This window comes from Salibacterium sp. K-3 (assembly GCF_054052005.1).
This window is the reverse complement of record NZ_JBSVZE010000001.1, coordinates 278,751-301,996: the sequence shown is the minus strand read 5'-3', so window position 1 is coordinate 301,996 and position 23,246 is coordinate 278,751. Positions and strand designations below refer to the sequence as shown.

13 protein-coding genes are annotated in these 23,246 nt (G+C 42.8%); 2 read left to right on the top strand and 11 right to left on the bottom strand.

All coding sequences use genetic code 11. The features are described 5' to 3' along the window. Nucleotides 1-12: 12 nt before the first annotated feature. The 11 genes from galE to ACW9JV_RS01455 form a co-directional block, all read right to left on the bottom strand. A complete protein-coding gene (gene galE / locus ACW9JV_RS01505) occupies nt 13-1,026 on the bottom strand; it encodes a UDP-glucose 4-epimerase GalE (protein WP_457330650.1) in 1,014 nt (337 codons plus the stop codon). Nucleotides 1,027-1,066: 40 nt separating this feature from the next. After that, a complete protein-coding gene (locus tag ACW9JV_RS01500; RefSeq protein WP_457330648.1) occupies nt 1,067-2,281 on the bottom strand; it encodes an oligosaccharide flippase family protein in 1,215 nt (404 codons plus the stop codon). 185 nt (nt 2,282-2,466) lie between these two features. Continuing rightward, nucleotides 2,467-3,609 (bottom strand): glycosyltransferase, encoded by a 1,143-nt coding sequence (locus ACW9JV_RS01495; protein ID WP_457330646.1) that lies wholly within the window; start codon nt 3,607-3,609, stop codon nt 2,467-2,469. Beyond that, the gene (locus ACW9JV_RS01490; protein ID WP_457330644.1) at nt 3,606-4,457 is read right to left on the bottom strand and encodes a putative capsular polysaccharide synthesis family protein; all 852 of its coding nucleotides are present in this window, start codon (nt 4,455-4,457) and stop codon (nt 3,606-3,608) included. The genes ACW9JV_RS01495 and ACW9JV_RS01490 overlap by 4 nt, the downstream gene beginning before the upstream one ends. Before the next feature lie 309 nt (nt 4,458-4,766). Further along, entirely contained in the window at nt 4,767-6,017 is a 1,251-nt protein-coding gene (locus ACW9JV_RS01485; RefSeq protein WP_457330642.1) for a hypothetical protein, read from the bottom strand. Nucleotides 6,018-6,127: 110 nt separating this feature from the next. After that, nucleotides 6,128-7,933 (bottom strand): polysaccharide biosynthesis protein, encoded by a 1,806-nt coding sequence (locus ACW9JV_RS01480; protein ID WP_457330640.1) that lies wholly within the window; start codon nt 7,931-7,933, stop codon nt 6,128-6,130. Between the two features lie 12 nt (nt 7,934-7,945). Next, entirely contained in the window at nt 7,946-8,818 is an 873-nt protein-coding gene (locus tag ACW9JV_RS01475) for a Wzz/FepE/Etk N-terminal domain-containing protein (RefSeq protein WP_457330638.1), read from the bottom strand. An 85-nt stretch (nt 8,819-8,903) separates the two neighbouring features. After that, nucleotides 8,904-10,646 (bottom strand): tetratricopeptide repeat protein, encoded by a 1,743-nt coding sequence (locus ACW9JV_RS01470; protein WP_457330636.1) that lies wholly within the window; start codon nt 10,644-10,646, stop codon nt 8,904-8,906. 1,004 nt (nt 10,647-11,650) lie between these two features. Next, nucleotides 11,651-12,622, bottom strand: coding sequence for an arabinan endo-1,5-alpha-L-arabinosidase (locus ACW9JV_RS01465; protein WP_457330634.1), 972 nt, complete (start codon nt 12,620-12,622; stop codon nt 11,651-11,653). A gap of 912 nt (nt 12,623-13,534) precedes the next feature. Beyond that, nucleotides 13,535-17,620, bottom strand: coding sequence for an S-layer homology domain-containing protein (locus ACW9JV_RS01460; RefSeq protein ID WP_457330632.1), 4,086 nt, complete (start codon nt 17,618-17,620; stop codon nt 13,535-13,537). A 563-nt stretch (nt 17,621-18,183) separates the two neighbouring features. Then, nucleotides 18,184-19,029 (bottom strand): DUF6612 family protein, encoded by an 846-nt coding sequence (locus tag ACW9JV_RS01455; protein ID WP_457330631.1) that lies wholly within the window; start codon nt 19,027-19,029, stop codon nt 18,184-18,186. Nucleotides 19,030-19,481: 452 nt separating this feature from the next. On the opposite strand from ACW9JV_RS01455, the gene ACW9JV_RS01450 reads away from it, so the two are divergent. Together ACW9JV_RS01450 and ACW9JV_RS01445 are read left to right on the top strand one after the other, a co-directional pair. Next, nucleotides 19,482-20,531 carry a C40 family peptidase gene (locus tag ACW9JV_RS01450; protein WP_457330629.1) on the top strand — a complete coding sequence of 350 codons (1,050 nt, stop codon included), beginning with the start codon at nt 19,482-19,484 and terminating at the stop codon, nt 20,529-20,531. A 377-nt stretch (nt 20,532-20,908) separates the two neighbouring features. Next, a complete protein-coding gene (locus ACW9JV_RS01445; RefSeq protein ID WP_457330627.1) occupies nt 20,909-22,981 on the top strand; it encodes a S8 family serine peptidase in 2,073 nt (690 codons plus the stop codon). Nucleotides 22,982-23,246: the final 265 nt, after the last annotated feature.

Sequence of the window (23,246 nt, the reverse complement as noted above, 5' to 3'; positions counted from 1 at the left end):
ATTTTGCTCCACTTACTCATATCCATTAGGATTTTTCAATTTCCAATTCCAGGTATCCAGACACATTTGATATAAATTTTTTTTACTTTCCCATCCAAGTTCCTTTTCTGCTTTTTCAGGGTTTGCATAACAAATAGAAATATCACCAGATCTACGTTCCACTATTTCATAAGGAATTTTACCGCCAAAGACCTCCTCAAATGCTGTGATAACTTCCAATACACTATATCCTTTTCCTGTTCCTAGATTATAAACTTCTAAGCCGTGTGTATTTAATGACTTTTCTAATGCTTTTAGATGACCTTCAGCCAGATCTTCCACATGAATATAGTCTCGCACTCCCGTGCCATCTATTGTTGGATAGTCACCACCAAAAACGTGTACTTTACTTAATTGGCCTGATGCTACCTGCGTAATATATGGTAAAAGGTTGTTTGGAATTCCATTAGGTGCTTCCCCAATAAGGCCACTTGAATGCGCTCCAATTGGATTGAAATAACGGAGAATTGAAATACTCCATTCTTCATCATAAAAGTATAAATCTCGAAGGATATCTTCAATAACTATTTTTGTTCTACCGTATGGATTTATTGCTTCGATTTTAGCATTTTCATTGATAGGAACCTCTTCTGGAAGTCCGTAAACAGTAGCAGAAGAACTAAAAATTAAATTTTTTATATTATGTTGTTTCATTACATCTAATAAAATTAAACTGCCATTAATATTATTATAAAAATAAGATAATGGGAATTTTGTAGATTCACCAACTGATTTCAAGCTGGCAAAATGAATAACGGCTTCTATATCATCATGTTGTTCAAATATCTGTTTTACTTTTTTTTTATCTAATAAATCAACATCATAACTGGTGATCTTTTTATCTGCTAGGGCTTCAACCCGTTCAATTGCTATTGATGAGCTGTTGGAAAAGTTATCAATAATTATTACTTGAAAATTATTTTCCAATAACTTCAAGGAAGTGTGACTACCAATATATCCTGCACCGCCTGTTATTAGAATACTCACCTAAATCTCTCCTTCAATAAACGGTTCATATTAATAGTCCTCATATTACTTTAAATACCTTCACGTTGAAACGTCTTGAAACTATTAAATAGCCTATAACATTGGTAAAAACCAAAGTAACCATACTTGCAAACGCAGCACCATCAATTCCGTATTCAGGGATTAAAATGAAATTCAATGCAATATTAATTGCGAATGCAGCAATATTAGCGTACATTTGAAATCGTGGCTCCCCTGTCATTGCAAGCATCACCCAAACACCACCTACCGCTATGTTAATAAACTGCCCAATACTCCTTAAAGTTAGAGAAACATCCCCTTGAGTAAATGCTTCACCGAACACCCCTAAAAATATATCTTTTCCTAATAATATTATCATAGTAGTCAGCAATGAGATTACAGCCAATATTCTAGTGGCTTTTATGTATAACCCTTTCATTTCAACAAACTTTTGTTCATGAAATAATGTTGAAATTTTGGGGGCAAAAACAGTGTTAAAAATAATTAAAAGTACCGAAGCTGTATTCGATATTTGTACGGTTATTTGATATATGCCCACACTCATATCTGAAGCCATTAATCCTAACATTATAACATCTGCTTTATTTATTAACCCTCCTAACATAGTTCCCACTACTAATGTAAGAGAGTACATTAAATAAGAACTGTCAAAAATAATCTTCCCAAAATACCGCTTATACCTATGGTAATAAAAAATATTTGAAACAATAAAAGAAATATATAGACTGATGATTATAATATATATGTTCGGGTCAAATACATAGAATAGTATTAAAGCCAAAAGAATTCTTAATATCATAGCCACTGGGCCATTAATATAATAGAACTCTTTAATTTTTCCTTCGGCTTTATAAATACCAAAAAAAAGTCTTTCAACTGAAAACAGCCAAATCATTGGTAACATGGCCTTAATATATGGCGTGTCTATAATTACCCACATTATGCATACAATAAGGAGTGAAGTTATTAAATTGACCAAAAAACTCAAGCTAATATGTTTATTACCATCTTTAGGCATATAATACATTAAACCTTGATCTAGTCCAGCTTTAGCTATGAACATTAGAACTGTAATTATTGTATATGCATATGTAAATTGCCCAAAGATTTCAGCACCATATAACCTGGTGCATACAAAAGAAAATAATAAAGTAAATATAATAAATGATCCTCTGCCAAAAAATGACTCCAATAACTTGACAAAGAATTCGTTCTTAATTAATCTCTTATTCATAAAACTACCTTCCATTGCACTTGAGAAATCTTTTGGACATGTTATTGAATAGATACCTCTCCCGAGAAAGATATTATAATTAACTTACACATGCCCTCACTGCTATCCTTTGGGGTTGCACACACCCCAAAGGGCTACTTAATTCAGAATCCCAAAATAAATAGATTTCACTACAAGTTCATGTATTATTTAATTTTTTTATCACGGTTATTGCATAAATTAAAATAAAGTTCTTCGTGTTTTTTGGTGATGTTAAAAATATCAAACTTATCTATTACCCGTTTTCTAGCTTTAGTTATGATTTGATTGTACGTCTCCCTCGGCATCTTTAGAGAATCGTTGATTGCACCCGCTAAAAGATTAGGATCATTTACAGGGACTACACTACCATAGTCTCCCACAATGTTACCTGAATCGCCAGCATTAGTGACTATACAATAAGTTCCGCTTGACATTGCCTCTCCAATAACGTTCGGGAACCCTTCTCCTGAAGACGAAGAAATAAATAAATCAGCCATTGCCATGAGATCAGGAATGTTTTCTCTTCTGCCAAGTAATTGTACATTTTCATAAACATTATAATATTTAATTAAACTCACCAGTTCTTGATTACTATAATCAATATTTTTTCCAACCAGTAAGATAATAAAGTTGTCTCTTAATGTTTTCAATTCACTAATGGCATGCAATAAGTTGTTGTAATCCTTAAGCGGATGCCATCTCCCCACATGTAGCAGAACATTCATATCATTTTTTAAGGAGAATTCTTCCTTCGTTCTTCTAATATCTTTATTTAATGAAAACATGGTGGTATCAAAACCATTAGGTATCACTAAATTATTATGGGATGCATAACCTATTTCTAAATGCTTGCTTTTAACTATTTCTCCGCAAGAAATGACTTTGTCTACTTGATTCGAAAATAGTGCGCCTAATTTTGCTAAATATATAGTCCGCCGTTTGTTGTTTTCACTGGACAAATCACTATGATGGAGTCCCCACACCACTTTTGTCCTTAAAACTTTTCCAAGTACTAATGAGAAAAGATTTGCGTGATACATCCACCCATGAATAATGTCGTTTCCTTTACATAATTTTAAGGCTTTAAATAATTTTTTCGGATGAAAAAACTTATGAAGGTTTAATTCATGAACTTTAATTGATAAATCATTTTCTATTTTTTCACCAATCACTCCTTTATCCTTCATTGATATAACTTGAATTATAAAGTTATCGTTATTAATGTTTCGTAATACCTTATATAACATCTCCTCTGCTCCGCCACCGTGCAATCCTGTAATTAAAAATGTTATTTTTATTCTTGTCATAATTCCTTCTCTTCTTCATTTTCAGATCCTTGCCATTTTGATTTGAATTCTTCAATCTCTGATGAAGTGTAAAAATGTTTCATGTACTTTGAAGTATATAACGTTTGGATATAATCGTTAGATAAATTCAAATTTGAACGGAATTGTTTATATAGAAGCGAATACCACTTTTTTTCACCTCTGTTTGTTTCGTTAAAGGAAAAGTTATCTATTTCTAAAAATTGCTGAATTTCACTTTGGAGCTGATCAATATTTTCTAATTTCAAAAGTAAAATTTTAAAATGCTTGTTCTCAAAAAAGCCAATCCCTTTTTCTTTATCATAAGGTATACTATAAGGATCGATTCCGACAGCTTTTTTAAATTCCTCATCAAACCATCTAATTCCATAATCATGATTAAACTTTTCTAAAAATAACTCTCTCAATGCGTTTGTTCCTACGTATTTCTCATTTCTATTATCAAGATATTTTCCAGCCTCAAAAATAGGAATATGTATATCTTGAAAATACATCGATATGTTTCTGGAAATCGGTTCTCTGAATAAAGTTATTATTTTCGTTTTTTTTCTTCTTAACTTGAAAACTCTTTTTTTTATTAACCCTGTAAATCTTTTTCGAAGTCGTGTTTTTATAGGAAGGTGGTATTTTACTGAACGAAAGTTCTTAAACATCTCGAATGTCATAGGTGAATGAAAAGAGTGTATATGCTCAACTTCATATTCACTAGCTTCTAAAGCTGTTTCTATGCTAGACGAACCAACTTTCCCCATTTGATAAACAATAACAACATTATTCTTTATATAATAATTAAAGATTTTAAGTATAAATTTTTTCATTCTAGCAATCATATAACAACCTCTATTACGATATTTTACAAAGTAGAAAAATACCATTCAGTCCAATTTCTTCTAAATTCAACTCCCATTCTTTGCGTATATTCTTTAAATCAAATTGCGCAATTCTTGTTAGGAAGATATCTACTACTTTTCATGGTATTAATTGTTCGGTTCCAATTCAAAAATTCTTTGTGTTGGTCTCAGCCTAGAGAAGCCCACGATTACTTTATTTTCGTTTAAGACCTTTATTCCTCTACACCAACCTAAGGCTTTAAAAGATTTAAGTGCACTTTTTTCACCAAAAAATCCTCATTTACTCATTTAATTTGTATGCCTGTAATACTTTGTTTTAGGTTTTAATATGATGGTCAATACGACACTTAACACCAATCCAATGATTAGTACTACAATGATATTTCTAATATAGATAAACTCAGTAGCCAGGGAATTGCGATGTATATAGAAACACCAGTAAATTCCAGCATAAGCGCCAAAAGCTTTCAATATATTATTATTCGAATTGATTATTTTATTAAACATGATTATTCCTACATTAAACAAAATTATCACTAAAATTAAGAAAGGAAAACCACCTATAGAAATAGCTTCTCCCCAAATATTGTATGCCATTCCGTGGTTTGCGTTAGGAAACAAATTGGGCTGGAACATATCGTTAAATGATTTTGTTTCAGCATTATAAAACGTTGGTAATATAGTTACTTCATAAAAAATGTTCTTTAGACTAGTGAAACCTGTGGTAAAATCTGTAACCATTATTTCATTTAAGATCGATTGAATTCCCAATGGCTCCATCCCACTAAACCCTTGAATGATATGTTCTTTATCAAATATATTTCTTAATGCTGCCAAAAATCCTTCCCGCTTGAATGACCCATAAAAAATCTTTCCCATAAAAATTAAATAACCAAATATCAATATGAGAAACAACTTTTTAAAATGTTTCACAAATAATATTGATTTTGGATTTTTATTGAAAGCTAAAGCTATTACAGCAATTACTGCAAGGGCTAAAGGACTCCGGGAACCAATAATGAAGGTGAATACTAACACTGTTAGTGACAAGATGAAAACAACTCGTCTTCTTTCGATATAGCTCAACACCAAAGCTGCACCAGCAGAATATCGGAGTATTAGATAATCTCGACCTAATAGTGGGAGCAAGATATTTTTAGATTCCAGCAAGGCATCGTTTAAATTAATAATAATATAAGCTGTTAATACTAATGCAATCGAAATAAGTACTCTTGATATATAACCTGTTCCTTCTACATGCGAATATTTTAAAACCGCTGTATCTTTCTGGTTATAACTTAAATAATCGCAAGCCATTGCCGTTAACCAGATACTAGATTGAACTAATAAGAACACAATATACACTTTTTCATCTAAATCAACTTTTATTCCCCCTGGGTATCTTACGAAACCTAAAAAGCCAGGTATAAAATAAATTAGTGAAGAAAAAAAGGCGATTGTGTGAAAATCTACTTTCCTCTTTTTGAACAAAAAATACATGGATTGAAAAAAAGATATTATTATATACGCTAACTGCAATAAAACCAATCACTTTCTTATAATTGAAATAGCTTTCATATGTATATCAAAATCTCTTATATATTTATCAAGGGTTAAATCAAAGCAGAGCCAATCACAAAATTCATTATTCACTTTACTAGTGTTAGTTTATTTGTGTGAGAATTAGCCATTTCTAATATTTGGTCCCGTAGCGTTTCATTTAATTTTATATCATCAAAAATTACTTCTATGTTTTTTACCTCAACTTTAGTTGTCTTTCCTACATATATTTTCGGGTAAATCTGCTCCGGATACACTTCATCGTCCTTCAGCAGTTCTTCATACATCTTCTCCCCGGGACGCATACCGGTATATTCAATACCTATGTCGTCAACGTCATAACCAGATAATTTAATCAGATTTTCAGCAAGATCAACAATCTTCACCGGTTCTCCCATATCGAGAACAAAGACTTCACCGCCTTTGGCAAGGGCGCCGGCCTGAATGACAAGCCTGGAGGCTTCCGAAATTGTCATGAAGTATCGTACCATATCGGGATGGGTGACCGTAACTGGTCCGCCGTTCTGGATCTGTTTCTTGAACAGCGGGATGACACTGCCACGGCTGCCAAGCACATTGCCGAACCGAACCGAGACAAAGCGGGTCGTGCTTTCTGCATTCATATGCTGAACCACCATTTCGGCCAGGCGTTTGGTGGCGCCCATCACGCTCGTTGGGTTGACGGCTTTATCCGTGGAGACCATGACGAACGTACTGCTCTCGTATTCCGATGCGGCTTCTGCGACATTTTTTGTGCCAAGTACGTTGTTTTTCACTGCTTCTTCCGGGTTCTTCTCCATGAGCGGTACGTGCTTATGGGCGGCGGCATGAAAGACAACGTCGGGAATATGAGAGGCAAAAACGTTCTGCATTTTTTCTTTATCCTTTATGTCCGACACTTCCGTGATCAGCTGAATGTCCAGATTCCGCCGCTGAAGTTCCATATGAATGTCATAGACACCGTTCTCGGAATGATCGAGCAGAATCATCGCTTCCGGATGGAAGCCGCTGATCTGACGGCAGATTTCAGAACCGATCGAACCAGCGGCTCCGGTGACAAGGATTGTCCGGTTCGTGATGGAATCCGAAATGTTGTCAATGTCGAGCTCGACCGGATCACGGCCGAGGAGGTCTTCGACTTCCACGTCGCGGAACTCGCTGACGGATACTTTCCCGCTTAACAGATCTTCAATCATCGGAAGAATCTGAATCCGCACGCCCGTTTTCTGGCATTCTTCATAAATACGCTTCAGCTCCTGCCGTGTTAACGAAGGGATGGCAATGACAATATGTTCGACTTCGAGTTTTGCTGCGATTCGTTCAATATCATGAACGGACCCTTCCACCGGAACTCCCATGATTTCGAGGCCGTGTTTTGTTTTATCGTCATCCACGAAGCCTACCGGTGTCAATTCACTTCCTCCGCCCTGCATCATCTGCCGGGCCACCATCGTGCCTGCACTTCCCGATCCGACAATCAACGTCCGCTTCTGGTGTTTCTGAGACTTCAAGAAGTGGTCGCGGTACATGCGCCAGGTAAAACGTGAGCCGCCGATCATCAGAATATGAAGCATCCAGGTAATGAGAAGGGTTCGTTTATGAATGACATCAAAAAAGAGCTGCTGCATGATAGCAGTCACAATGATAGACAGCGTGACGGCTTTAAAGATTTCTTTCAGTTCGTTGATGCTCGCGTACTGCCACACACGCTTGTACAATTTGAACCAGTGCCCAAACGTGTGGTGAGCGACAATTAAGGTTGCCGAACTGGCAAAAATGATAGCTGAATCGATAAAGCGAGTTTCGTATAACAGATAAGCACCGATAAACACGGCCATCGTTACAATAACGGTGTCAATCGCCATTAACAGAATTAGTCGTTTCCCGTACGTCATCCTCATCCCCCCTTATCTGCCGTTCAGGTATGCCTGCTTATGCCTGCGGCGGATCGGATTTTTCTTGAAAAATTCGATTACAAAAGCAAGGCCCACGCCTGTCATTCCCCCGATGACAAACGCAATCGCCGTATTCAACAATGGACGCGGTGAATCTGGTTCTTCCGGCAGCACCGCCTCTTCAAACACTGCTGGTCCTTTCAAGTTCTGCAGCTGCAGCTTTTGGTCCTGCAGTTTCTGTTCCAGGTTGTCCAGCTGATTCTCATCTCTTTCGATATAATCAATCATCCGGCTGCGTGCCAGTGCTGTTTCGGCTCCTGTTAAATCCTGGTTCTCTTCAATATCCTGCAGTGCCTGTTGGTTCCGCTCCAGGCTGTTCGTGGTTTGGTCGTAATTCTCCTGGGTAATATTGTTCTTCTCCAGAATGACCTGCTGCTCTTTTTCAAACTCCGGCTGGGCCTGGTTGATGAACTGGGCTGCAATCCCATTTGCGATGTCCTGCGCCCGCTGCGAGTCACTGTTGTTCACTGTAATCTCGAGCATCTTCGCTTCTGCATTCAGCGCTTCCACAGATACAACTTCCCGAAGATCACCCGGACGGTCGTGGTTCAGCTCCTGGTTATTCATGACCGTGCCCAGTACATCGTTGCTCAGGATCACCTGCTGGGCACTGTTTGTATTGGCGTACATCTCACTACTGTAATTCCCGAGATAGAGCTTCGTCGTAGAGCTGTAACTCGGGGTGAGAAACTGTGAGCCAATAAAAGCAATCACAGCCAGTACAACCGGCAGTAAAATAATGAAAAACTTGTATCTACAAAGTATTCCCAAGATCTCCGTAAGGCTTATTTCATCCTCATTCTGCGGCGGGTTTTCATTGTTCATCATGTTCCTCCATTTATCTCTCTAGGTTATCAATAATTCCATTTTTCTCTACTTTATCACAATTTTCGACAAGTCGACAGACCGCTTAGAAGATTTGCTGATAGGCTTCGAAGTAGGCTGCGGCTTGTTCATTCCGTGAAATTAGATTATTCAGTTTCGTTTGTGCTTTCTGGGTTTCCCCCTGTTTTTCTAAAGCATGAATAACAAGAGCCTGTGAACGCAAATACAATTCTTCATTGTCTTTATTCACATTTTGCAGCACATTGATCCCTTTTTGATATTTCGTCTGAACCATGTAAGCCTGTCCTGTTAAAAAGATGGAGGACTGATTTAATTCTAAATCTTTGTAACCCGGCTGTGGATTATCCCGGAATTCAAACATAGTCGATTGATAACGTTCATATGCACCAGCTGCCTGTGCGGCCACTTCTGCTGCCTTGTCCTTTTCTCCATTCTGCGAAAGGGAGGCTGCTTCTTCAGATGTCAAATGAATTATTCGCTCATATATATCAATATTGAACGGATCGTATTCCAGTGCCTGTTCGTAACGTTCCATGGCTTCTTCAATACGGCCGAACGATGCATAGATGTTCCCGCTCTGCAACCAGGCATTGCTATTTAGCGGTTCCACATCTGTAAACTGGTTGTTCAACTCTAATAGGAGATCACCTTTCTGCAGTTCAACAGCAACACTAGCCTGATCGATGATATAACTCAATTCATTCGGATTCCATGCTCTCGCGTCTGTTAGAGTTTCCAATATTTCTTCGTTTCCATTGAGCTGGGCGGCTGCCTGGGCTTTTCTTTCTGCGATATCAAACCGAAACGCATAAACAGAGGACAGAACTACGAGCACCGCAGCCAAACCAGAAGCACCAATGGCAACAGAACGACGGTCGATTGTAAAGGCCGGCAATTCAGGGGCAGCTGGCACAGCTATTGCCAACAACAGCATAAACAGCAGCCAAACTGTTGCAAACGAAAAGTCAAAGTCTATCATGCCATGTCCCAGAAGCATGAGAAGTGCTGTGAGAGCAGCTGGTATTGCCGGATGTGCAGTCTTTCGAAATGTCCTAACACTGTTTACAGCGTATACTGCCAGTACAACAGTTCCAACGATGAGTCCGATAACACCTATATTCAGCAGCTGCTCCAACAGAACACTATGTACTTCATTACTTATATAAGGCTCTGTCTGATAACTGTGATAGAGTACGCTCCAACCATCACCACCCCATCCAAACAATGGGGCATCCTTTAACATACGAAACGCATCAAAAAAGAAAGTAAATCGTCCGTCTTCAAAAATAGTTTCATAACCAATATCCCGTAAACGATGACGTATTCCTTCGGGCAGTTGGCTGTACAATATACCTTGTTTCACAAAATCAAGTACCAATGCTGCACCAGCTAACACTGCAATACCAGGAAGGAGGTAAGCCTGCCACTTTTTTGATGGTGCAGATGGCATTTTTCTGTCCAGAATCCTGCAAGTCCCCATAACCAAAAGAGCCGAAATTCCACCAGCAACAAGAAGCATAAAAAGTTGGGAAAAGCTTCCAGCATTCTCTTGTGACCCCATGATATAAAAGACAAGACCTCCGGCAAATGCCCATATTGTAGAAACGATATATTTCACCTGTTCACGCATTCGCAGGAAACACAGACCGACCAACCATATAATAGGAAACAGAATCATAGCCCCGCGTGACAATGAAAAGAACAACGTTGTGGCATATAAAACTAATGGGAGACTTAAAAGGAGCATCAGCCATAAAGAGGTCTTCTTCAGCACAATGTACATCAGATGAAACAAAAGCAGTGCCATCGTGATGGCCGCATATGTATTCGGGTACTGAAACACACTCGAATACCGTCCGTTTAATACCGCGTCATTATATTCCAGCCATCCCCATGAAGAAAGAAACGGAAGAAACGCTATGTATATCCCGAATATTAAAAGCAGCACCAGCATGCCTTTTTCTGTACCTGGTGCATTATTCTTTACAGTGACGAGAATAACAAAAAACATGGCAAACAGCGTCCATTGAATAAACTGGTCAAACGCCCCCTGCACCGTCACCGCATTAGTGAAGGAAATTAAATAACACAGAGGAATTAAAAATACACCAGAATACAGATAAGAAGGCATTGTTTCTTCTTTTTTTAAAAAAGTATAGTTCATATAGATGATGAAGATAACAGCCATTCCTACGTGCCAAGTATAAATTTCTTTCTCATAAAAGAGTCCCTGCTGAAATGATGAAAATAAAAATCCTGATCCTATTAGTAAAAAAACGATCCAATGTACCATGATAGACGTTACCTCCTGTTGTTATAGACAACATATTCCTTCGAAATTATATCATGGAATTTTATAGAGTAATAGGGAAAAAGTTTGGTGATCCAACCGTTTAAGTAAATCATTCCTGCACAAAAGAAAAACCAGTGAACTCTTACTTATTTTCTTCCATATATCACTTGTACGATTGTCGAAATCATTTATACGAATACTAAGCTTGTGTTTTTCAATAAATAACTCTAAATACCTTTGAAGGAAGGACCCATGTCCATGACCGCCATCTCTCCATCTCCACCTTCGCGTTCCTTTCCCCGTGCCCGGATGGTCCATGGTAAAATGCATATACACGCAACTCCCACCCTTTCTTGTTTGTGGTCATTCAAGGATAAAGGAGCTTGCTTGTTTTCTATGCGTGAAGTTGTTTCAAAATCCCAACATTTATTGTAGAGCCGTAAAAAATACCTAACACCTTATAAGGTGTTAGGCCAGGGTTTCCATATCTTTTCGGAGTGTCATATGATTAGTTACGATTATTCTTTTTCTCTTGCAACAGGCCAGCCATCTTCCGTCCAAGCCAATTCACGTATCTGCATGCGGGCCGTACCATTATCATCGCCATCATAATAGTGATGAATCAGATAATACGTATCGTTTTCTTCTTTATAGTACACATCCTGTCCCCCGGGACCTATTTGGTTATCTTCCGTGCCCAGAATAATTGTACCACCGTTTTGAATATCCCCCTCTCCTTTCAGAGGAACCCCTTCCTTATCTTCATAGGGGCCTGTTATTGAATCTGAACGCCCTACAGCGATTTTATAGGTACTATCTGTTCCTGAGCAGCACGTATCCCAGGACGTAAAAAGATAGTAGTAACCATTTCGTTCAATAATGTTTGGCGCTTCCACAGCATTTACATCGTAATTGCGGTCCTGCAGCGAGTGCATTTCTCCTTCAAGAGTCTTCATGTCGTCACTCAGCTTCTGCAGCTTGATTCCTTCCCAGTGAGAGCCAAACGTTAACCACCACTGTCCATCTGCATCCTGAACAGGAGAACCATCAATCGCATTAAAGTCATCTTCATCCGGAGTTGTCTCCACGACGATACCGTGATCTTCCCAGCTTCCAACATCATCCGGGGTATCCGTACTTGCTACCCCAATAGCAGATTTGTTGGTTCCGAATTGAGAAGCCGCGTAGTACAGGTAGAGCTTGCCATCTTTTTTAGTCACAGTCGGGGCCCAAAGGTGACCAGGCGCCGAATCTTCGTCCCAGTCATAATTCATCACCCAATCCGGTACAGCAATTTCATCCATGGACTCCCAATCACCAGCTAACGTATCCTCCGATTTTCGAACATAAATACCACCGGGGTTTTCCGCACTACGAGCAATGCCAGTGGAAAAAGCATAATACGTGCCCTCGTATTCCATTAACGCTGGATCGTGGGCGGGGTCATCAATACCTTGTTCCGCATCATACTCCCCGATATCACCTGTCATATCAAGTTTTGTTCCCGAAATGCTATTCTCGTCTTATACCTTGCACGCAAAGGATTTCGATCGAGCCTTCACTGTGCAGGCGGCTTTCACCGCACACAGCGATCAATCAATGATAACGCTTACGACTTTCATCATTAAAAAAAATCAGAAAAATAGTATAACATTTTATGACATGCTGACATGTTATAAAAAACATTGAAAATGTTAAAACTTGTTCTTACAAGTCTGTATAAAAAGAACCGGCCATTTCAGAAATGGCCGGTTTTCAATTACAGGGAAATAAATCGTAAGAGAAATCACTGACTGGGTTTCTTCGCTCCTGCTGGTATTATCCTCTTGCCCTGTTACCAGAACAATGCAAACGGCCAGCGATCGTCACTACTACAAACCCGCTGCCACTTTAGCAGGGTCCTCAGTGCTGCCTCACCTCAACCTCTAAAGCTTCAAACGTTCCGTTCTGTCTATCCCTTTGTTTGATGACCGTAGGCCCCCACTATTCAAGGCAGAGAACGACTGGTGTAACAGCTACGAATTGTGCCAGCCGCCACCGTATTCTTTCACATACAGGGATGAATACCAACCTGCTAGCGTCTTTACCTGGTATTCATTACCTCTTCTTGGATCGTCATGGGTTCACGTCATTAGCCATAGTCAACTTTGAAGGAGCCCCGCTTCTCTTTCCAAGAGTACGTCTTCACCTGACTTCACCCTTTCTGCCACGGCAGGGCATCATCGGATGCAGGAGGATCAGGCACCTGCGCGAGTAAGCTGTTTCGCAGGAAAAGGACTTTCACCTTTCACATCAACAGAACAGTTAAAGAAAAACCCGAGGAGTGCAAAGCACTTAACACTCGGGGATTTCTTCCCTTTTTTCACTAGATTACTAGTTTATAAAGGAACGTTTCGTTTAATTTAATTAGCAGAGTTTACAGAATCAATTTCTGCTTGAATATCAGCCACAGTACTGTCAGTAGTAATGTTATTTCCAGGATCGATTGCTGCTTCATACTCAGCAATCAAGTCGCTGTTGTAATTGCTGAATAGATCGTTTTGCAGAGCATCATCCAATTCAACTTGGTCGCTGGCGTTAGCAACTGCATCTACAGCAGCTTGCTCTTCATCAGATTGAACAACTGTAACAGTAATGTTATTTGTTGTATCAGTTACTTCACCAGCATAAACATCAAAAGTGATTGTTTCAGTTGAGCCAATTGTTGCATCTGCAGCGACATCACCAGAAGCATCAATTACGTCTGATGTGGTGTCTTCACTCAATTCTAAAGATACATCAGAGTCATTAACGATTTCTTCAGCCCTTGTTGATACGTTAGAACCTTGCTCAGCATCCCAAGATGTGTTTTCTTCAAGTGCGTATACTGCATCTGTAACTGTTGCTTCATTTGTTGCAGTTTCAGCAACGTCTTGCACAGCTTGGTCTTCTGCGTTACTTGCATCAAGAGATCCATTTACAGTGATGTTGCTGGCATCAAGGTTTCCAGTAGAACCAGAGATAGTAGCTTCGCCTTCAATAGTTACGCTTGAAGTGGCTGCGAATTCAACATTGTCAAATGTTGCACTAGCGTCAGCGGCTATTGTTACATCGCCCTCAATGGTAGTGTTGAAGGAAGCATTTTGACCGTTAACTGTAACATCACCAGTGATGGTGTTTTCTACAGAAGTGAAGTTGTCTCCATCTACTGTGAGATTTCCATCGATAGTGAAGTCTGTAAGAGTAACACCATCTTGTGTGACATTAACGTTGCTTGTTACTTCATCGTTCTGACTTCCACTTACACCCTCGACAGTGATACCTTCGAAGTCTTGTACCAAGCCGTTAATGAATTCACTGCTGTAACTTTCTTCTTCTAGAGTGACAGCTTCAAGACCAATTGCTTCACCAGCATTGTTTGTTGTAACTGCTACATTTAAGCCTTCAAGTTCGTCAGCATTATCACCAGTACTAGCTCCACCATCAAGGAAAGTGTCTAACGCTGAACCAGCTGGAATGTCGTAGGTTTCGTCACCGACATCAATTTGGTTTGCGGTAGTGTTAATATAAGTTACTTCACCATCAGTTTCAGCTCCACCGCTTCCGCCGTTGCCGCTGGATTCATTTGTTCTTACAACGGCATCAACAAAGGTGCTTCCACCTGCTGCAAGGATAAGGGATACGTCGTCGCCGTTTTCAATGTCACGAAGACTTTCAACGGAGTAATCATCCGAATCGGAGTCTGTTACATCGTAAACCTCAGCGTCGGATTCAAGTTGATACTCTGTGCCATCGACAGTGATGGTGTTATTACCAACTTCAACGTTCTCTACGGTGCCTTCAACGTGACGGTTGACACTGCTGTCATCCGTTTCTTTGATGTCGGTAACTTGATTGTTGTCATCGTTCACTTCAAGAACGACTGGTGTACCTTCTGTGAGGTTATCGATGTCCGCATTATCCATGTCGGAGCTTTCCAGGTCGTTCACATCGTACGTTTCTCTCTCTCCGTTAACAAGAGCTTCGACACGTGCTACTTCATCATCACTATTAACATCTACGCGAGTAAGCACAGCACTGTAATCGGTAGTGTTAGCTACATCAAGGTCGGATGTTTCGATGTGAGTAACATAACCATCTTCATCGTAGTAAACCGTACCTTCGTTGATGTCGTTACCATTGTCTTGAACTTCGCTCCAGTCCATCGTTGTTACGTCGTCTGCATCTGGATAAGTGTCATTAGAATCGACGTTCACAACCTGGGTGCTGCTTTGAAGACGGTAGGACTCGCCATTCTCAGCCTCTACGAAATCATCATCCGTTTCAACTGTTTCGGTGAAAGTTTCACCGTTGTTGAAGAATTTAAGTCCTGCAACATCTTCAGAGTCGTTAGTGTCTATACCCATGAGAAGAGCTTCATCCGCACTGATGGATTTCACTACTTCTTCTCCACCGTTTCCATCGGTTGCAACGATGTCAAAAGCGAAGTCTTCATCTCCACTGTCAGCATTCCTCAGCTGGAATTCATCAATTTCGAAACTATTACTAGCTTCCTCAGGAAGATCTTGATCTACTTCGTACTCAACCTCACCGTCAGCTGTTTGAACAACGATTTCATCAAGGCTGGTAATTTCGAAATCATAGAGATTTTCATTACCCTCTCTGTTAACTAAGGAGAGTTCTACCCGATCGTTTCCGCGGTTATCTTGATAAGCAACGATGGAATCCGTAGTATAAGAAGTTTCGTACTGCTCTTGCAGGTCACCTTCCTGACCACCAGAAACGATGACAAGATCACCTTTCCAGTTGAAGTGAGCTGTTACTTCTTCGCCACTGTCTTCAAGCATTTCAGCGCCGTCTTCGTCGAGGGTTTCAATTTCGTTGTCTTCATTGACGTACTGCGCACTGCCATACTCGAAGTTTTCGCCGTCAATGTCGAAAGAGTCTTGATAAACGCCATCGATTTGACCCGTCACGGTTTCATCCGTTACAACAGCAATACCATTTTCCTCGGCATCTTCGTTAAAGAAAACAAGGTCGTTTTGCTGGATGTCATCAACAGAAATCTGTTTACCGTTCTTCACAATGAGATGGTCTGAGAGGTCGACTTCATCGGAATCGAAACCAAGTACATAGTTGCCATCTACTTCATTATTAAGGACGCTGTCTTCAAAGTTATAAGCATGAACAGCTTCTACATTGTCATTGTTATCAAAGTAGACTTTAGCGTAGTCGTACTCTGCATCAGCTTCAATATCTGCACTGTCACCATTGAGGTAGAAGTTAAAGTCTTCTTCATCAGCAAGATCGTAAGTGTCGTTGTCTCCATTTGGATTAACAACATCGATTTCATCAGCATCGCTGTTGACTTCAATAGCACCTTCTTCTACATCTTCATCTTCAAACTCATGATCAACAATGTTGTCGTCCTGGTCGTACCAGATGCTGATTTCAGCTCCAAGCGCTTGATAATAATCGAAGTCTTCGGCTTCAACATTATAAGTAGCGCCGCCGGCACTGATTGTTTCATCATCCAGATCAACGTCCGTCACGCGGACTTCATCAGTGAATCCTGGACGGATGAATGTTGATTCCAAATCACCGACTTGAATGTCGTATTCCTGAAGACGTTCAATTTCTGGATCAGCATCTTCGTCAGTGTTGTCAAACAGAGTGACCTGAGCAGTAAGACCATCTGGGGATACGTCTACGCTTTCAACACCTTTGCGCTCTCCGCTGTCACTTTCCGAGATCATAACATCGGAAGGATCGATGTCTTCACGGTACGGTCTAGTGAAGCTTACTTCAAGGACATGACCGTCATCGGTAAGGGCATCTACGTTTGCAATTTCAAGCGGCTCCTGTACTTCGAGAGCACGGTCAAGGAATGTTGCGAACTGAGCACGGTTAACCGTTTCTTTCGGACGGAACATGTTGTTCTCAGTAGAAGTGATTTCATACTGAGCCAGGATTTCGATGTTTTCCTGGTGGCTTGCGTTTGCTTCGTCAAGGTCAGCAACTTCTGCGTCGCTGTCTTCTTTCGCTTCAAGATCAAACGCGCGTACCAGGATGGTAGCCATCTGCTCACGGCTGAGATCCATGCCGGCAGCGAATTGTGTGCCGTCCTGGCGGCCTGTGATGTAGCCTGCTTCGGTTACTGCTTCCGCGAACGGAGTGTAGTAACTTTCATCAGTCAGGTCATCGTAGCTTGTTTCTGCGTCTTGATTTACTTCGAGGTCAAACGCGTTCACAAGAAGCTCCGCTACCTGGCCGCGGTTGATCTCTTCTCCTGGGCCGTATGTACCATCTGGGTACCCGTTGATGATACCTTCGTCAGCGAGACGTTGGATAGATTCCGAGGCCCAGTAATCGTTGGATACATCACTGAAAGATTCAGCTGCATCCGCTTGCTGTACATCCGCAGGTACCGCTGCTGCTGCAGACGCTACGACTGCTGCAGATACGGAAGATGCTAGAAATCTGCGGTAAGACTTAGGTTGATAAGCCATATGCAATATTTCCTCCTTTTGTATGAAGCACTCTACCTCAGTTTTGGTAGAATACTTGTTTCTAACTTTCAGAGACGATATCACGTCATCTGGTTCCTCAACGATCTATCATCGGGTCATCGGAATCATCTATGAAAGCGTCTCCGTCCGTTAGTTTTACATAAATCTTCTAAAAAACTGCAAAAATTATTATACGTGCCAATTCGCAGGCTGTCAATTCATGGTTGGGTAATTATTCCGATGAAAGGCACTGTATAACGCTACTCTCAGATTTCTTCATATTATGACGCTATTTACAAGAATTCTACAACATTTTCCTCAGTATTACTACCCTGATTATATGTTTGTAATCGCATCTTAATAGAATAGTAGGTTTTCAGTCCTTGGATGCCGGATTTTAATCGGCGGGAATACTGAAATCTTCATTAATAAAAGGGGCTGGCGGCTCTTTTCTTACCATATTAAACCATGAATTTTACAGATCTGTCACGGAAATATTTCAACTCTGTTATAAATGTACATAAAAAACCGGCCCTCGTATGTGTACGCGGACCGGCTTTCTTTTATGCAGGGTCTTCGGACATTTCCGAATCATTACCTGATTCCTGTTGTTCCATCTGTTCCTGCTCGATTTCCCTGACTTTTTCCTGGATGTATTCTTCGAGATTTTCTCCTACTTCATTATGGTCTTCGTAACGGACGTTCGTTCGTTCATCAAACGTGCGGAGTTCGCCGCCGAGCTCAAGCGTGAAGGTGAAACGGGTGTCGTAGCCGTTCAGCCGTCTCGTTTCCTTATCAATAAATGCGGTCATTTCGATCCGGTCGAGTTCCATCCCGTTCAGCTGCTCTTCACTCAATCCGTCTTCCGGCATCACCCCGAGCGAGTCCAGTTTCTTTTCGGCGAGTACTTTGTGGCGTTCTTCCGTTCCTTTAAAGGACACTTCATAATAATCGGGAGTGTCTTCGACGTCCGTCACTTCTTTCATTAAAAACTCGTTCTTAAACTCGAGGAAAAAGGAAAGGTCTTCATTCGGGCGGAGCATCGACTGGATTTCTCCCGTGTTTGTATCATGCGCTTCCCATTCTCCGTCCTGGCGGATCTGGATATCCTCCCCGTCGACCCGGATGTCAAGTTCCACCGGTGTATCAAGTTCCACCAGGTTCATGTTTGATTCCATGTAGCCCTGGATGGGATCACTGTAACGCAGCGCGCCTCTTGTGAAGGTGCTGATGCCCTCTTCCGCCGCGTTCAGGGTGTTGGACTCGGTGAAATAGACACTGTCCAGGTTCTCCATCGTTTCCATTGCATCGCCGTACACTTCTTCCGGCAACTCCTGCTCCCCGCATGCGCCGAGGATAAGCAGGACAGAACCCGCTGCTGCGGATGCGGCTTGTTTCCAACTTTTCATATGTATGATCTCCTATTGTTCGTTAGTGTTGGTGTTCCCTGTACATTTTACAGCGGCTGCGGGGAAAAGGCAAAGGCCGGATGGAATGCAGGACTTTAGATTCACAAAATCAGAAAGGTTGCAGGAAATCATGTGAAAAATTTGTGACAATGTTATTCATGTTACATGAATGTTACACGGGGTACCCAGCATTTAACATCCCGTCCATGCGGGATTCCAGACGTTTTTACGTCGGATGGAGTGGAAATAGGACGAACTGTGGCGGGGGAGTTTATAGGTTTTTTGTATCATGTTGTCTTTTAGTTGTTATTAAACTGTAAACTCAAAAGGCGTTTAATCATGCTAGACTATGAATTGTGTTTTCAAGACAGACCACGACATTTCAACCCAAAACACAGCATGACATATGCGCATCCATAAAAAAACATTACATAATGAGAGGGGTGGCCATTTTGGTCAAGAAGAGCATGGCAGCTTTGCTGAGCGCCGTTTTGCTTCTTTCTGCTTTTGCCTTGCAGCCGGGGGCGGCTGACGCGGCAACCGGGGATCAGATTGAAGCCGAAGCAAGAGAGCACCTGGGAACACCGTACCGTTACGGAGGTACGACACCGAGCGGATTTGACTGCTCCGGATTCACCAGTTATGTATTCGCACAGAACGGGGTGGATCTGCCGAGAACGGCTGCAGCACAGTACAACGTTGGAACGCAGGTATCGAAAGGTAACCTTCAGAAAGGGGACCTCGTCTTCTTCTCGCACGGTTCCGGAATCGGCCATAACGGCATTTACATCGGAGACGGACAGTTCATTCATTCGTCCTCTTCCAACGGAATCAGCATCTCGAGCGTGAACGACCCGTACTATTGGGGCGACCGTTACGTCGGTGCAAGACGAGTGATCTCAAACGAATCCGCGGAGGAAGAAAAAGAAGCGCAGGCTTCCGCCGTAAAATCAGAGACATTTGAAGAACTGCCGGACGGTGAGTACCATGATGTCGATGAAGACTACTGGGCGTACGGCAGCATTACAGAACTCGGTAAAGACGGCATCATCAGCGGGTACGCGAACAGCACGTTCAAGCCTTCCGACAGCATTACAAGAGGACAGGCTGCCACCCTTCTGATGAAAGCTCTTGATCTGGAACGCACAGGAAACGACACCGGCTTCAGCGATGTATCTGCCGACCACACACACGCAGCAGCGATCAAAGCTGTAGATGACGCAGGCTACATTACCGGTAACGAAGAGGGGAACTTCATGCCGGACGAGCCGATGACACGCCAGCAAATGGCCGTTGTTTTCTACCGTGCTTTTGACCTGAAAGGGACAAGCTATGACGGATCATTCGCTGATGTAGGCGGAGATCACCGCTACCATACACAGATCCAGGCGCTTGCCGGAGCCGGTATTACAACCGGAAACGCTGACGGCGAATTTATGCCGGGCCGCGAAACAACACGTGCCCACTTCTCCGTCTTTCTCGAAAACGCATTGGAACAATAACACGAAAACCATAAATTCTTGGAAGATCCGCCACGGGGATGGCGGATCTTTTTTATATGGAATCGGGCACGAAAAGAATGGTGGGGGTGGCCATTGGGGAATAACCTTCTCTGCCCGTATCCTTCGTTGTTCCGCTGCCTTTTCGTTTCACAGAAAAGCAGGCACTCCAATAAAATGGGGGCTTTATTATGTCTTTCTGGTTATAGGTATTACCGGTTCGGCTTTCTCTTAAACATTGAAATTAAAAATTTTTTTGGAATGTGAAACTTTTTCCTTCTGGGTGCGTTAAAAATCTGTATGCGCTTCTATTAATCTAAGTTTTCTTCCTTTATGATAGAAGAATGTGGCATTTATTACTAATAGAGAGGATGGTAGGGATGCAGCAGAAGGTACGGAGCGCTGTAATGGCTTGTCTTTTTTTGGCTGCCTGGCCGGCGGGAACGACGCTTGCGGCAGACACAGAGGAACATACATATCTGGTAGGGTTTGAAGAAGAGGTGTCCCCGGAGCTGATTGAAAACGCCGGCGGGGAAGCCGGAGATATGTGGGAACGGATTGAAGCTGGTGAAGCGCTGTTGACGGATGAGGAAGCGGCACAGCTCTCGTCTGAAGAAGGCGTGGAGTATGTGGAACCGGACCAGGACGTCGAGATTCAGGCCGTCGATGATCTCGAGAACTGGGGGCTCGAAGATGTAAAGGTTCCGGATGCCTGGGATGAGAACGTAACTGGTGCGGATGTGGAGGTCGCTGTGGTGGACACCGGCATCAGCACGTCGCATCCATCGCTCGATGTGGCGGACGGCTATTCCGCGGTCTCCTACACCGACTCCTACAATGACGACAACGGCCACGGCAGCCATACCGCCGGGATTATCGGCGCCTATCAGCCGAGTGCAGGACTCATGGGAGTGGCGCCGGATGTGGAGCTGACGGCGGTCAAAGTTCTCGATGAAAACGGCAGCGGCGCGCTCTCGCAGGTGCTGAGCGGGCTGGAATGGGCAATTGAAGAAGAGGTCGATATCATCAATATGAGCTTCGGGACCTTGACCGATTCGAGCTCGATGAAGGCGATGCTGGATGAAGCGTATGAGAGCGGCATTATCGTAACATCGGCCTCCGGCAACCGTGGAGAAGGAGAAGACGAAGATACCGACCGCGTCGAATTTCCGGCCCGCTATGACTCGGTCATTGCCGTTGGTGCTGTTGATGAAAATCACGAACGGGCTTATTTTTCTGCCTCCGGGGATGCTGTGGAACTGAGCGCGCCCGGCGTGGATATCGTCAGTACATATGAGGGCAGTTCGTACGGGCCCCTGAGCGGAACTTCCATGGCCACCCCATTCGTCTCCGGGGCGTTTGCTCTGCTGAAGGAAGCTTATCCGGAAAAAGAGGGGCCTGAACTTCGGAAAATGCTGCAGGAAGAAGCCGTCGACCTTGGCCCTGACGGCCGTGATGACCGCTACGGCTACGGGCTGCTGCAGCTGCCGGACCTGTCGGATGCGGATGTGGAAGAAAAAGAAGATTTCGGGGAAGATAACCGGGAAGCTCCGGTGGAAGAAGATATCGATGAGAATCCAATCGAAGATGACCCAATTGAAACACCAGCCGATGAAAAAGAGCCGGATGTACCGTCCGGCGTAGAGACCGAAGTGATCGAAAATGACGACGGCACGCATGATGTGTATGTGTTCTGGAACCGCTCCGATGAAGAGGTACTGTACCATCAGATCTATCGGAACGGAAAAGCCTACGGCACGAGCGACAACGGCAGGCTGTTCAAAGATGAAGGCGTCCGTGCCGGGACGTATGAATATGACGTGACGGCCGTTTCGGTTGATGACGTGGAGTCCGGGCGCAGCGAAACCGTCGAAGTCGCGATTGAGGAAGAAGGATTTACCTGGCCGGAGGAAGTAACGGTGCCGCCGGATTTTTCGGATATCGACGATGACTACTGGGCGGCGGCTTCGATCCGGGAACTGAGCGCACGCGGCGTGATCCATGGCAGCGGCAGCGAGTTCCGCCCGGGCGAAGCGGTGCGCCGCGGCCAGGCGGTGACGATGCTCGGCCGGGTGCTCGACTGGAGTGACGCCCCCGCCGCGACGTCCTTTTCCGATGTGGACCGGGATTATTTCGGATCCGGTTATATCGCGGAAGCAGTCGATGCCGGTGTGATTGCGGGATTTGCAGATGGAACATTCCGCCCGAATGACAGCATCACCCGCGGACAGATGGCGGCCATTCTCGGCAATGTGTTTGATTTTTCCGGCGGCGAGACGGCGGATTTCCGTGACGTCGATGAAGAGACGACCGGCTCGTCTGCGATTGCCTGGCTTGCGGAGCGCGAGTTGGTGACCGGCTATGACGACGGCACCTTCCGCCCCGGCAGCACATTAACACGTGCCCAATTTGCTCGTATTTTTTATGAATTGGGAGAGCATATGAAAGAATAATGTGAAATGTGAAACGGCCCGGGCGGCGGCATCGCTCCGGGCCGTTTTTTATATCGATTCTCTGAGTTTCTCTATCGATTGGATGATTTCTGCATTGATTCTCGGTGATTTTTGGGATTTATCGATTGATTCTTCGGATTTCTGCATTGATTCTCCCGCTTATTGCGTTGATTCCCGGAGGTTCTGCATTGATGTCTTAGAGACTATCCCCAGTTGCTGCGTTCGTTAAGGTGGAGAAGCCCCGGACCGTTTCTGTATTGATTCT

Bases quoted from the DNA above. Each gene is read 5' to 3' on its own strand.
- ACW9JV_RS01475 (WP_457330638.1), bottom strand. From the start codon at position 8,818: ATGAACAATGAAAACCCGCCGCAGAATGAGGATGAAATAAGCCTTACG.
- ACW9JV_RS01480 (WP_457330640.1), bottom strand. From the start codon at position 7,933: ATGACGTACGGGAAACGACTAATTCTGTTAATGGCGATTGACACCGTT.
- ACW9JV_RS01460 (WP_457330632.1), bottom strand. From the start codon at position 17,620: ATGGCTTATCAACCTAAGTCTTACCGCAGATTTCTAGCATCTTCCGTA.
- ACW9JV_RS01470 (WP_457330636.1), bottom strand. From the start codon at position 10,646: ATGGCACTGCTTTTGTTTCATCTGATGTACATTGTGCTGAAGAAGACC.
- ACW9JV_RS01465 (WP_457330634.1), bottom strand. From the start codon at position 12,622: ATGACAGGTGATATCGGGGAGTATGATGCGGAACAAGGTATTGATGAC.
- ACW9JV_RS01445 (WP_457330627.1), top strand. From the start codon at position 20,909: ATGCAGCAGAAGGTACGGAGCGCTGTAATGGCTTGTCTTTTTTTGGCT.
- ACW9JV_RS01500 (WP_457330648.1), bottom strand. From the start codon at position 2,281: ATGAATAAGAGATTAATTAAGAACGAATTCTTTGTCAAGTTATTGGAG.
- ACW9JV_RS01490 (WP_457330644.1), bottom strand. From the start codon at position 4,457: ATGATTGCTAGAATGAAAAAATTTATACTTAAAATCTTTAATTATTAT.
- ACW9JV_RS01495 (WP_457330646.1), bottom strand. From the start codon at position 3,609: ATGACAAGAATAAAAATAACATTTTTAATTACAGGATTGCACGGTGGC.
- ACW9JV_RS01455 (WP_457330631.1), bottom strand. From the start codon at position 19,029: ATGAAAAGTTGGAAACAAGCCGCATCCGCAGCAGCGGGTTCTGTCCTG.